Origin of the sequence: Paenibacillus sp. FSL M8-0228 (assembly GCF_038007385.1) — a bacterium.
GTDB lineage: Bacteria > Bacillota > Bacilli > Paenibacillales > Paenibacillaceae > Paenibacillus > Paenibacillus polymyxa_D.
On record NZ_JBBOXA010000001.1, the window covers coordinates 4,950,537 to 4,963,961 of the forward strand.

General features: G+C 43.7%; 8 protein-coding genes. 2 read left to right on the top strand and 6 right to left on the bottom strand.

Translation table 11 applies throughout. From position 1 onward, the window contains the following. Positions 1–11 precede the first annotated feature (11 nt). Complete coding sequence (locus MKY98_RS22465) at positions 12–1,238, top strand: sugar efflux transporter (protein WP_029519344.1); 1,227 nt, start codon at positions 12–14, stop codon at positions 1,236–1,238. An 8-nt stretch (positions 1,239–1,246) separates the two neighbouring features. On the opposite strand, the gene MKY98_RS22470 is transcribed toward MKY98_RS22465, so the two are convergent. Both MKY98_RS22470 and MKY98_RS22475 read right to left on the bottom strand, forming a co-directional pair. Continuing rightward, complete coding sequence (locus MKY98_RS22470; protein ID WP_069011597.1) at positions 1,247–2,464, bottom strand: macrolide family glycosyltransferase; 1,218 nt, start codon at positions 2,462–2,464, stop codon at positions 1,247–1,249. 191 nt (positions 2,465–2,655) lie between these two features. Further along, the gene (locus MKY98_RS22475) at positions 2,656–5,964 is read right to left on the bottom strand and encodes a pectinesterase family protein (RefSeq protein ID WP_069011598.1); all 3,309 of its coding nucleotides are present in this window, start codon (positions 5,962–5,964) and stop codon (positions 2,656–2,658) included. Between the two features lie 188 nt (positions 5,965–6,152). On the opposite strand from MKY98_RS22475, the gene MKY98_RS22480 reads away from it, so the two are divergent. Then, positions 6,153–6,992, top strand: coding sequence for a helix-turn-helix transcriptional regulator (locus MKY98_RS22480; RefSeq protein WP_029519347.1), 840 nt, complete (start codon positions 6,153–6,155; stop codon positions 6,990–6,992). Between the two features lie 222 nt (positions 6,993–7,214). On the opposite strand, the gene MKY98_RS22485 is transcribed toward MKY98_RS22480, so the two are convergent. From MKY98_RS22485 to MKY98_RS22500, 4 genes are all read right to left on the bottom strand, one after another. Beyond that, a complete protein-coding gene (locus MKY98_RS22485) occupies positions 7,215–8,252 on the bottom strand; it encodes a threonine aldolase family protein (protein WP_029519348.1) in 1,038 nt (345 codons plus the stop codon). Then, positions 8,239–8,700, bottom strand: coding sequence for a MarR family winged helix-turn-helix transcriptional regulator (locus tag MKY98_RS22490; protein WP_029519349.1), 462 nt, complete (start codon positions 8,698–8,700; stop codon positions 8,239–8,241). The genes MKY98_RS22485 and MKY98_RS22490 overlap by 14 nt, the downstream gene beginning before the upstream one ends. Positions 8,701–8,826: 126 nt before the next feature. Continuing rightward, positions 8,827–11,937, bottom strand: coding sequence for an efflux RND transporter permease subunit (locus MKY98_RS22495; protein ID WP_069011599.1), 3,111 nt, complete (start codon positions 11,935–11,937; stop codon positions 8,827–8,829). Beyond that, entirely contained in the window at positions 11,934–13,355 is a 1,422-nt protein-coding gene (locus MKY98_RS22500; protein ID WP_069011600.1) for an efflux RND transporter periplasmic adaptor subunit, read from the bottom strand. The genes MKY98_RS22495 and MKY98_RS22500 overlap by 4 nt, the downstream gene beginning before the upstream one ends. Positions 13,356–13,425 lie beyond the last annotated feature (70 nt).

Genomic DNA, 13,425 nt, shown 5'->3' on the forward strand with positions numbered 1-13,425 from the left:
GTAAAAATGAAATGCTAAAGCGTATTCAAAATCTTTTCGTTATCCCTAACTACCCGCTATTCATGATCTGTATGTTATTACAAGGTATGGCTATATCCATCAGCGCGCCTTTTTTGGCTGTATATTTTACAAGTACACTTGGCGTATCTGTGGGAACCTTTGGTGTATTTACAGCTGTGACTTTGATTTGTGGCATATGGATAAGCTCTCTGATTGCTAAACGTTCTGATACCGGCTTAGACCGCAAACAAATTTTGGTAATTTGCACGTTATTTAATGCCGTAGCCTTTGCAGGATATCTTGTAATCCAAAATTTTTATGTGCTTTTTGTTTATATGACGATCTTTACGGCCATTGGTGCTCCTGGGATGCCGCAGTTATTTGCCAGTGCACGTGAAGCAGTAAATCGCAGTAAATCTGCGGATCACGCCTTTGCGAATTCAACGCTTCGGTCTATGTTTTCTCTTGGCTTTATTACCGGGCCGCTTTTTGGTTCCTTTTTGATTGCACATACGGGCTTTAAGGGTATCTTTATGGGAACGACCTCTATTTTTGTTCTCATTGCTGTGCTTCTATTCTTTTTTATCAAGCAGCCTCCCGCTCAACTTAAACATAACAATCAACTTTCACTTCATCACATTACATTACATAAAAATATTGAGATTCTGATTCCCTTTTCCGTTCTTACTCTGCTCTATACGTCTCACTGGATGAATAATTTGAATATTTCCTTGTTCATCATTCACAATTTACAAGGCGACACGAGTGACGTTGCTCTAGTATCCAGTATTTGCGCAATTGTAGAAATACCCTTGATGCTCATGCTAGGCGTACTAGCAGCTAAATACTCCAACCGTTTGCTTATATTTTTAGGAGCATTAACAGGAGTTGTCTATTATCTCCTTGTCCTTATGTCTACGGAGATGTGGCAGCTATTCGTGGGGCAGCTTCTTCTAGCCTTCTTTGTTGCAGTGATTTCTGCCATTGGCATTAGTTACATGCAGGATTTGTTGCCCTCTCTTCCAGGGTACGCATCGACGCTATATTCCAATGCGACAACCATCGGAAGACTGGTGGGGAGCTTGATGGGCGGATTAACCGCTCAATGGATTGGTTACCGAAATACCTATTGGGTCTGTTTGGCCCTAATCATCTGCTCCCTTGGTCTTCTGGCGATTTCAAAGAAACTAGAGTTTGAAAAATCTGCTACTTTAAAAGAAAGGAATCACAGTATATAGACTGCCGCTTATTTTTCTATGGTGGAGAAATGGCTCATGATTGTATCTGCCGCATGACTGTACCCACTAGCCTGGCGTAATGATTCGCCAATCACATGAGCCTGTTCTTTATAGGTTGGATGACTCAATACCTCTAATAAGGCAGCTCTCAAACTAGCGGGTGTAAGCTCATTTTTATCCACAACAACACCCGCTCCCAGTTCCTGCACCCGACTCGCTACGATGGGCTGATCCGATGTTAAAGGAATCATGACCTGCGGCACATTGTAATACAGTGCTTCACTTGTACTGTTCATCCCCGCATGTGTAACAAAAGCGTCCACATGCTGGAGCATTTCCAATTGCGGAATATAAGGCTTGATTATAAAATTGTCAGGGATACACGAGGCCAATGGCTCCATGTCTGTATAATTGCCTGAAGACAGCACAAACTGCACAGGCAAATCGCGAAATGCTGCAAAACAAAGCTTATAAAATTCCAAGTCTTTATTCAAAATAGTACCCATTGAAATGTACACCGCCTGTGGATGCAGAACACGAAGTTGTTCGAACGGGAAGGAAGGAGCATCTTTACGCGGTACAATAGAAGGACCTGTAAAAATAAAACTGTGATCCAGTTTTTCGGCTTGCGGTTGAAAATAGCGGCTTGTATAAACGATTCTTAAGTGTCCGCCATGAGGAGCAATCTCTTCTATAGCCGGAGCGTCAACCTGAAGCTCATTAGCTAGTTGATGCGTTATTTGCATCGTAGCCGTGTATAACTTTTTTACCTCCGGATCATTGTCATTCATGCCTTGCCCCGATCCCAATGGCTCTACGAAAGCAAAAGAAGCGATAGAGCATACAGCAGGAATTCCTAGCTTCTCAGCAATAATCGTGCCTCCCCAACCCATCAAAGAATCATAGATTAAATAATCATAGGTTCTGTTTTCAATAACTCTCAAAACCTCTGGAATAATCGGAAGAATCATACCTTTTACCATCATGTATACAAATTGATAATGATGTTTGTATTCTGCTGGCTTTAAATCAGAGTCTTTGGAAAAAGCATCATCCACAAAAGGGTAGGTGATCATCTGCGCTCCTGTCTGTTGAATTCTCGTACGATATTCTTCCGTACACACATAGTCAACATCCTCCCCACTGTCTACCAACCTTTTCACTAATCCTAGTGTCGGATTAACATGGCCTTCAGCAGGCGTGATCACTACTAACACACGTGCCATACGTTACACCTCCAAAATCAAAAATAAATTACAATTTGAAATAAATACACTTTAAACATAGCAAACATTTACCATATAAACAAGTATTTTCAATACCTAAAAATTAAATATGTATCCTCCACTCAAACGATAGAAATAAGCGAGGCTGAACGCTAGAAGCGCTTGCCCCGCTTAACCACTGAACATCAAATTTAAAGACGCCAATCCCAATGATCTGGTCCACTCAGAACAGCTTCAACGGTGTACTGGCTTGCTTCATCGGCAGTAAGCTGTTTGGCCCAAGGTACACGTTCGCTACTTCCTGCACCTGGTCCAAAGTTATCAAACTCTCCAAATCTTGCGGTCTGCTCATTGGATTCCTTGCCCCAATTATTCCAGCCGCCCGGCTTGATATGGTCATCCATATAGGTCTTCAAAAAAGTAACATGAGCGTAAGGGCGCCATGGCCGTCCGAGATCCACCTTGCCTGTCAAGCCATTTTCTGTTGTCAGACGACATTGAATAAATACAAATCCCGGCTTGTTCTCTTCTGTTGAAGCTGCTGTCACATATCCGGCACGCAGGCTGTGTATGATCGAATTATCAAACACAGCGGGTGCATTGCCAAATATAAAATCTACACTGCCACTGATGTAGCTGTCCTTGAAATACTGTCTGCCACGGTTCACAAGCAACGTATCCTGTAGGCCGGTAATTTTGACATTGTGATACTTACCACGATCGCCTTCGGCATATAACGCTACAGCCTGCACCTGCCCGGTTCCTTCTGTATTGGCAACCGTGACATTCTCCAACACAAAATCAGGACTTTGCACACGCATGGTATAGCTGTTGCTTGTTCCTAATTCTTTTCCATCCACCACGGTTTTGGCCGTATCATCAAAAGCAATGATCGTTTTATCCCGATCTTCTCCGATAATACTCAGGTTTTTCTTAGAGGAATTCACCTTTATTTTCTCACGATACGTACCGTTTTTGAGATGGATAACTGTCCTTGTATTGCTGTCGTCAGGGACTGCGTCAATAGCTGCCTGGAGAGATGTAAAGTCAGCAGGACCATAGGTCGCTACCACCACACTAGTGGGATGAGTTCCTCCTGAATCTGTCAGGTTGCGGATGGTGACATGGCTGAATTCCGACGTATTGTAATTCCATACATCGTTTTGTGGTTTGGATGCATCAGTAGCCAACCCGAACAATAGCGGTTGATGATCCGGCACATCTATAACCGTTTCACCAACCTTCTCCCAGTTCGTCACACCATCTGCGGACACCCAGCCGGTAACCTTTGGTCCTTGTCGTACCAGACGAACCGAATATGGCGTTGTAATAAACGTCTCCATTGACGCACGTTTCGTCTTACCCTCCGTTTGATCACGACTGATAAGAATACCCTGTTTGCCATATTTAACAAATGCTAAAGACATAAAAGCCATTTTTGATCCAGGCTTCAGCGATTCACGAATCATTACACCCGCTTCGGCATTATCATCCACTGGGGTAATATGTTCCACACGGGCTGTAATTTCAGTGTCACCTTCCCATTTTTGATAAGCATAATGGAAAATATCTGCCTTACCGTCAACGTCTCCCGCTGACTTCAGTCTTATACTGCTGCCGCTTGCATCTTCTTTTAAGACCTGAGTATGCCCTTTTATATAACCATCATTGCCCTCAGAGCCAATCTCTTCGCTGAGCCAACTTCCCGACGGCGCAGTCGTATTGACGTGAATGGTAACAGGATTGGAAAATGCAGCATTCCCCTTGCGGTCGGTCACCCGTACAATAATATAATGGGTACCGTCTGTTACATGATTCCAATCGAGATGATAAGGTGCGGTCTCTACTTTACCAACAAGTTTGCCGTCAATGATAAATTCAACGTGAGCAATACCATCTTTGTCCTTGGCTGTTGCTGTTATGGTCGCATCCCGGCCTGCTTCCAAAATATCGTTATGCTTTAGTGAACGTCCGTTTGCATCCGACACCTGAACGACAGCCTCTGGATTATTCACCTCATTTCCATTCGACAGCTTCTCAATAAGATCATTTAAATAGACCTCCAGATTCGTATAACCCTTGGCAAAATGAGCATACGCCCCTGTGCCGGCAAGCCCCTGACCGTTACGATCATCTGCATTATTGGGGTCCAGCCCATGGGCACGTTCCCATTCATCCGGCATTCCATCATGGTCACTGTCAGAAAGCTCCGTCGTCGTTACGTTAGAATCGTCATAAATCCACCCTGCTTCACGCGGAGAGTTAATAAATGCACCCGTTCCATTCTTCACATCATTCATAATTCGGGCGTCCACCGCATCTCTTCTTGGCAGCGTGGCTCCTGAGCCGGCAAGCACCTCCGTATATGCGGTTTGTGCATCTGTCGCTTGATATGGACCGTACGCATCGGGTGAGATTCCGTTGTCGTATTCCCCTCTGACTTCAATCGGCTCCGCCAAACGGGTGGACGGATCAATAATGGACCCAATGGATGTGCCAAGCTGCCAGTTGTCTTTCGTAACCGAGTCATTGCCGTACATATAGTTACCACCAATAAAGATGCGTGTTTTATATTTTTTACTACCCACGTCTACAAAAATTTGACCGCGAACGCCCTCATATGTGTTAGGGCCATACTTATAATAGTTATTTAGCACATTATACGATCCTTCACCACCGCCGTATGAGGAGAAAAATCCCCAGTTATAAATGACATTATTGGTCATTTCCACAGCGTCGATTTGTTTTTTATCGGTTGGAAAACGCGGATTACGGCTTGCATTGTGAGCCAACAAGTTATGATGATAGGTGGAATTTCGTCCACCCCATATGCCGCCATAGCCGTGGCGACCTTTCTGGTGCGTAGTCATTAGCATACTTTCGGACGCAATGGACCATTGTACCGTTGTATTGACGTTGTCATACAGGCTCAGTACCTCATCCACCGACCAGCTAAAGGAACAGTGATCAATCATTATATTTTTATGGTATCTGGCTCCTAACGCGTCATCCTCACTGGGGTAACGGTCGGTCAATCGGAAACGCAGGTAACGGAGAATGACGTTATCTGCATCAATCCCTGTTGTGTAATCGCTTACAGTTATACCGTCGCCAGGAGCTGTCTGACCCGCAACCGTCAGGTTGTTTCCCAAGATTTTAAGTGGCTCCTTGAGATGAATCGTTCCACCCACCCGGAATACGACCGTCCGATTATCGGAGCTGACCGCTGCGCGAAGAGATCCGGGTATGATCTGCTCCCCTTTGCCGTAGTCTGCCAGCGTGGTAACCTCATACACTTCACCTCCGCGTCCACCGGTAACATATTTACCGCCACCCTCAGCCCCCGGAAACGCCGGAATATCCGTCGCCACTTTTGCCCCCTTTGCGTTCTCTGTTCCTACCGCAGTCTCCGCTTGGATTAGTGGCGGGCACAAGGTCAACAACAATGAACCCACAACCACGTTACATAGCACCTTTTTCCATGTACGCTGCTTGCTCATATTCTGTTTCCTCCCTAAGATTTTCTTCCACATCAGCGCATATTTTTATAAAAACACGATCCGAGACGTTCAGAAGCGCCTTCACCTCCTTTCATCAATCTTTTCTGCTTTTATCATTGGCAGGTTGTCATATATACTGTTGATGTATGAATGCGCTTACTTATCTTAATTTGTAAAGGAAGAAGCACATGAATGAAGTGAAAGAAGATAAATATGTCATTGGCGAACAACAATTCTCCATTCATCACATCTATCGTACCGGTTTCACAGTTATGCCCCGGCCTCATGTCCACGAGAACTATGAGCTGTATCTTTTACTGCGAGGCGAACGCATCTATTTTATGAATGGCAAGGTATACACCGCTCGCAAGGGGGATCTGATATTCATCCTTCCTCACGACTTGCACTCTACCGCCAGTACGCAATTGCAGGAAACAGAGCGCATTTTGATTCATTTTTCTCCGACGTTTCTCCCACAGCAGGATCATGACATTCTTGACCTGCCGCCATACCAGCAATCCGCGTTACTTCGCTTACCTGCGAGAGAGCAAGTGGAAGTTGAACGTTTATTCCTACAGATGAATACCGAATGCAGGAATAAGCAGCCTCTGCATGACCGTTGCGTACAGCATTTACTGCTGGAAATGCTGATCCTGGTGCACCGATCGGAAGCGATCGAGCGTAGTGAACCTGTCTCCTCCCATCCCATGCATCAGAAAATCACGGAAATTTCTTCTTTTATTCAGGATCATTACAATGAACCGTTAACTCTCGAACAAGTGGCTGCCTGCTTTTTCATTAGTCCAGCTTACCTAAGCCGTATCTTTCTAAAGTTGACTGGTTTTCATTTCAGCGAATACATCCGCGTAGTGCGGGTCAGGGCGGCCCAAACCAGACTTCGAACCACCAAAGACAAAATCCAGCATATTGCAGAGGATGTCGGGTTCGGTCATGCTTCCCACTTTAATAAAATCTTTAAAAAAATAACTGGGCTCTCTCCTCTTCAGTACCGCAAGCAGGTTCGGTAGATATTCAGTGTAAAGAATTAGACGCCAATTTTATACCTCCGCTCTTGTCTTGTTTTTCCATTTTTATATCCACTTGCTCTTTCATGGAACTAAATACAAGCCGCATTGGAATAAGTAAAATGCACAAAAAAACCATACTTCGCTGCAATGCGTGCACCGAAGTATGGCTATTACATAGTCATTTTACATCTTTAAAATTATAAATTACTCTTTCTATGACCATTATTGCAACGCTTTAATATCCTGAATCAGCAATTCAACATTTTCTTTCTTCGTAGCCCAACTGGTACAGAATCGAACTGCACTATGTGTATCATCAACCTTTTCCCAAAAGGAGTAAGTATATTTTTCACTCAATGCTTTTAGTATACGATCTGGTAAAATCGGAAACTGCTGATTGGTTGTAGAACGGTATTGAAAAGAAAAACCTTGCTCAGATAATCCGTTTTGAAGCAGCATGGCCATGTCTATCGCATGTTTGGAGATTTCAACGTATAAACCGTCTTCAAACAAAGTTTCAAATTGAATGCCCAACATTCTTCCCTTAGCCAGCAGCCCCCCTTTTTGCTTGATCATATATCGGAAATCTTTTTTCAATGTATCATTTAGAATGACTACGGCTTCTCCCATCAATGCTCCAATTTTTGTCCCGCCAATATAAAACACATCGCAAAGCTGTGCTATATCCGCTAAAGATGCATCGCTATCTTCGGCCACCAAGCCATAGCCCAATCGGGCTCCATCTATGAACAGTGGTAAACCACATTCTTGACAGACTCTACTTAATGCTTCCAGCTCTGCTTTGCTATAGATCGTTCCATTCTCAGTAGGTTGGGAAATATAAACCATCCCGGGCTGTACACTATGCTCAGGAGCGGCATCATTCCAGTGAGCGTCATACAAATCTTGTACCTGCTCGGCCCGGATCTTCCCATCTCCGCTTGGCAAAGTAAGTATTTTATGTCCAACAGCTTCAATCGCTCCGGTTTCATGAACCGCAACATGTCCCGACACTGCCGCAACGACGCCTTGATGCGGACGCAGAATAGAAGAAATAACAGTGGTATTGGTCTGTGTACCTCCAACCAAAAAGTGTACATCCGCATTTGGGGAGTCACATGCTTCTTTAATATATGCTCTAGCTTTTTCACAATGATCATCCACACCATAACCTGGAGTTTGTTCATCATTCGTCTCCAGTAGTCGCTTTAATATGCGCTCATGGGCACCTTCGGTATAGTCGCATTCAAATCGTATCATTCTGTATCCTCTCCAAATTATCCAATTTCTTCTGAATTAACAACATAGAAGCATGTAATTCTTTTATCTCTTCTTCTGAGAGTCCTTGAACTAATTTTAGAATTTGTTCATCAGACCTTTCATTCAGTTGGTTAAAGAACGCCTTTCCTTTAGGAGTCAAACGAATCAGATTTGTTCTATTATCCAACGTTGAATTTTCCTTAACAAGAAAGCCCTCTTTGCAAAATTTAGCAATGATCCTACTCATATAGCTGCGATCAATTTTAAGAGATTCGACTAAAGTATTCGCTATACATGGCTCGATCAACCCGATCTCTATAATGACACGGGCCTCGGTAAAGGAATATCCGCTATCCAGCACATGTCTATCCAAAACACCCAGTATATTCGTATAGAACCGATTAAAACGCCTCATATCCGCTATGATATTAGCATCTATATTGACCATAACTCCCCCTATTTAGTGGACTTTTGCAACAATTATAGTAAAGATTTTTGTGGACTATGTCAATGAAATAAAAAAACCGTACATTAAGACTCTCGCCTAATGTACGATCCTGTATTATATATTTACCTACAAGGTCAATGAACTATCGCTATTTATAGCCTTTTGCTTCTTATGCTTCCGTTTCAGCTTCAGATGAGCTACGACCATATACAGCGTCGGAACTACAAACAATGTTAAAATAGTTGAAAAAATCAGTCCGAAAATAATGGTTGTTGCCAACGGTTTGAACAAGATCTCCCCGATTGTGGCAATAGGAATCATACCCACAATGGCAGTTAGCGAAGTAAGCAAGATCGGACGGAAACGGGCAGAGCATGCCATTAGAATGGCGTCTGTTAAATCAGCGCCTTCACGCCGCGCATCTTCAATAAACTCTATCAGCACGATACCGTTACGCACGACGATACCAGCAAGTGAAATGATCCCCATAATACTCATGAATCCAATGGGCATCCCTGAAATAAAACTTCCAAGGATTCCCCCTGCCGCTGCCAGATAAACAGTAGTCATAATAATGAGCGGTGTGGACACCGAGTAAAACTGCATGGTGATCAAGAGGAGAATAAGGAAAATAACAATAACAGCTAATTTGCCCAAGTCCTTAAACATATCAGACTGCGCAGATGTTTCCCCTCCCATCTCCCAGGTGTAGCCTGGTTCAAACTGGGTATTTGTAAGTTTGCTACGGATATCATTAGTGAGTTCTGTAGCCGTACGCCCATTTCCATTGGCTGAGATCGTTACCGTCCGTTCCAGATCATAACGGTGGATTTGTTGGATGGAAAAGTCCGGTTTCATCGTGGCTAATTGGGATAAAGGTATTTGCTCCCGTGCCGCATTGTTCACACTTAATTGTTGGAATAATACCTCAGGATCTTGGTTTGGTTTGTTCATGTATATATTGACATCAAGCAATTCCTTACCCGTATCAAAATCCGTTACATTCACCCCGTCACCCATTAATAGCAAAGTACGCGTTAAATCGGAATAGCTAACCTGATATTTATCCAAGGCTTGCTGATTGATTTGGAAATTCAGATTATAGCTTTGCATACCCATATTATCGGTCACATCTACAGCTCCGGGTGTCCCCGCAACCATTTCTTTGACTTTAGTTGTCATGTTTTGCAGCTTATCAATGTCTTCTCCTTTAATACGGATAGACACCGCACTGCCGACCGGAATACCTAATTGGGGAACACGAATGCTGATTAATGCAGATGGATATTTAGCTTGTAGCGTATGGGTCCAGTTATCTACTGTTTTTTTGAGATCAAATAGCCCCTCTTTTCCAACGACAGCAATTTGGCCGTTGACCGCTCCCCCAGAACCATGACCGCCTGCAACATCACTATACAGCTGAGGCGCTCCTCCACCTGCCGTTGCCGCCAGCCGCTCTGTTTCTGGCTGTTTTTTGACCCAGCTCCCAATCTCGTTTACAACTTGATTGGTTGCCTGCAACGACGTTCCTTCTGGCATCGTTACGCTAATCGTGGCATCCGCTTGATCGGAATCCGGAAATAATTCAATGGGAACAACAGCAAGTAGTCCATAAGCTGCTGTACCCATCATAAGACCAATAAGCGCTGTTAACAGTGGACGTCGCAGTATTCTAGGCATCCAGTTTTTAGAATACACATTGGATAGAGATTGTATTTGATTCCCCAGAAGTCCAGGTGGCTTAACTGTTTTACTACTCTCTTTTCCTTTACGACGTTGATCGTACCATTGACGGAAAATAGGAATAATTGTTAACGACATAATCATGGAAGCCAGCATCGTTAACGAAATAACGGTAGGTATCGGTTTAATAAAGTCACCAATAGTGCCCGGCAGGAATAAAAGCGGGGCAAATGCCGCAACCGTAGCTAGCGTAGCTGTAATGATCGATAAGGATACCTCTTTCGTCCCTTTAATGGCCGCCTCCGTAGCATCTTCCCCAAATTCAGAGCGTCGGCGTTCAATGTTGTCATTGACCACGACGGCATCATCAACCAATATCCCTAATACGATAATTAATCCGATGACTGAAATTTGATTCAGCGTGATTCCTGTTGTGGGTAAGAAAATAAAGCCGATGGCGATGGAAACAGGAATGGCCAAGGCCACAAATGCAGAAGTCAGCAAATTTAAACCTAATGTACATATAACAATGACCGATATAATAGCGATGATCATCTCTTTGGTCAGGTTTCCAAACATTTCATCGACTCGATCATTTTGCGCAAAAAGTAGCTCAAAATGTACATTCTTCGGCAAACCGCTCACAAGTTCATTGATTTTGGCTGTAGTCGCCTTAGATACCGTTGGCACGTCTGTGCCTGTATCTCCGCTCACACTGATCGAAATAGCAGGCTTGTTATTCACATACGTATAACTAGTCGCTTTTTTAAAAACAAGTGAGGCTGTCCCTACATCCTTCAGAGATATCGGGAATCCATCGTCATTGCTTGAAATCTGGACGTTATTTAGAATGGATGGATCGGTAGAGGCATTTACCGTCAGCTGATAAGTACGCTCATTGAAATCCATACTTCCTGTAGGAACTCTTTCATTCTCATTTTTGATTGCTTGAACAACCTGCTCCCAGGAGATGTTATATTGTTGCATCTTTTGTGTGTCTAAACTAATTCGTACTTCTTGATCTGGTATTCCTTGAATATTAACTTGCGAAACACCCGAGACCGTTTTTAATTGATCTTTCCATTTGTTCATCAATTCATTTAACGCGTATAAATTCTCACTTTTATCAGAAGTAATCGCGTATGAACCAATGAAAGAGCTTGTCATGCTATCATTAATAATGGGCTGCATCGCATCTGCTGGAAGCTCAGACTGTGCATCCTGTACCTTTGTACGAAGATCAGCCCACACCTTTGTCGGGTCCGCATCTTCAAAAGCATCTATCATTATACTAGATTGTCCTTTAGATGAAGTGGAAGAAATCGTTTTGACACCTTGTACGGCTTTAATTTTCTGTTCCATGACCTTAGTAATGGTTTGCTCGATTCTTTCGGGTGAAGCGCCTGGATAGATGGTTGTAACACTGGCTGACAAGGGAATAACATCAGGCTGCTCCTGTTTAGGTAACGATGTAAAATTGTAGAGCCCTAGCACAATGCACATGGCGAAGAAAATGAGTGTAATTTTTTGCTTTTTAACGATATATTTAATCATTCGGACGACTCCTCCGATTTCCCAGGTACACCATTCCCAAGTAAATCACCATTAAATAAGGTTCCTGCTCCTTGCGTAACGATTTGATCGCCTGCCTGTAGCCCAGAGACCACTTCGAGCTGATTATTAGTCACTTTCCCCAGTTTAATCGGTGTTTTGACAGCTTTTCCATTTACAGCTTTAAAGACATAAGGATCATTTCCCGTACTAATTACGGCCTCTACGGGCACTAAAAGCGCTTCGTTTTGATTTATGCTTTTAGATGCGCTGATGACTTGACCAGGTTTCCAATTCAGTTCGGGATTGGGAATGCTAACTTCCACATTGATGCTTCCCGTTTTGGAGTTCGTCGATGGATAGATCTGGGTGACGGTTCCTGTTCTCATTTCATCGTAGAGAGAGATATTAACTTTTTGGTTTTTCTTCCACGATAAGATTTCACTGTCTGGTACGGGGAGGAGTACTTTTAAAGTCTTGATATTTCCGACAACAAATGCCTCACTTCCACTGGAGCCCAGTTGACCATCAGATATCTTTTTTTCAATCACAACACCAGTGATCGGGGAGGTTAAAGTCGCTTTTTTCAGTGACAAGGATGACTGTTCATAAGCAGCCAATGCATCCTCATAGGTAGCCTGTGCCTGAGCTTTACTGGCTAGCCCTTGTTGTATAGTAGCCCTAGCCGATTCCAGCCCTGCTCTGGCCTGATCTACGCCGGCCGAAGCTTGTGCACGCTGTTCCTGGGATGCCCCTGCAAGCAAAAGAGACAATTTCTCTTGCGCATCACTTAAGCTTTTTTGTGCGTTTGCTAATTCCAGCTGCGCATTCTCATTTTCCGTTAAAGATACCGCACCTGCCTGGAATAGACTTTGGGAGCGTGCGGCATCCGCTTTCTTCTTGTTATAATTATTAGTTGCTACAGTAACCGCATTTTGAGACTGTGCTATCTCCTGCTTTTTGGCGCCATTGTTCAATTCCTGCAATTTCGATTGGGCCGCATTGACCTGGGATTGCGAACTATGGATGCCCGCTTGTGCCGATTGGACAGAAGCCTCCGCTTGGCTAACACCAGCCTTTGCCTTTTCCATGGTTGCCTTTGCCCGATCCAGCTGCAACTGGTAATTGGATGTATCTAGCTTCGCAAGGACACTCCCTTTTTCTACTGAATCCCCAACCTCAACCATAGTGCTCAATATACGTCCATCCGCTTCAAAGGAAACATTGGCCTCATTACTTGCCTGCAATGTACCCGCCAAATTAAAATCATTGGCCAAAGGTTTCATTGCAAGTTTCTCCACTTTTACCGGGTGACTGGCTTCTGTTACAGAGTTCTCCGTTGCACTGGAGCAACCGGAAGCTACGATAGCTAATGCAATCCCTGCAATCATTATCCTAATTCCTTTTTTCTTCAACTTCATGTCATCCTCCCTGATTCTCTCTTCTAAAGGTGCTATCAGCAACCCGTGGGTCAAGTAAACTTTTTCATCC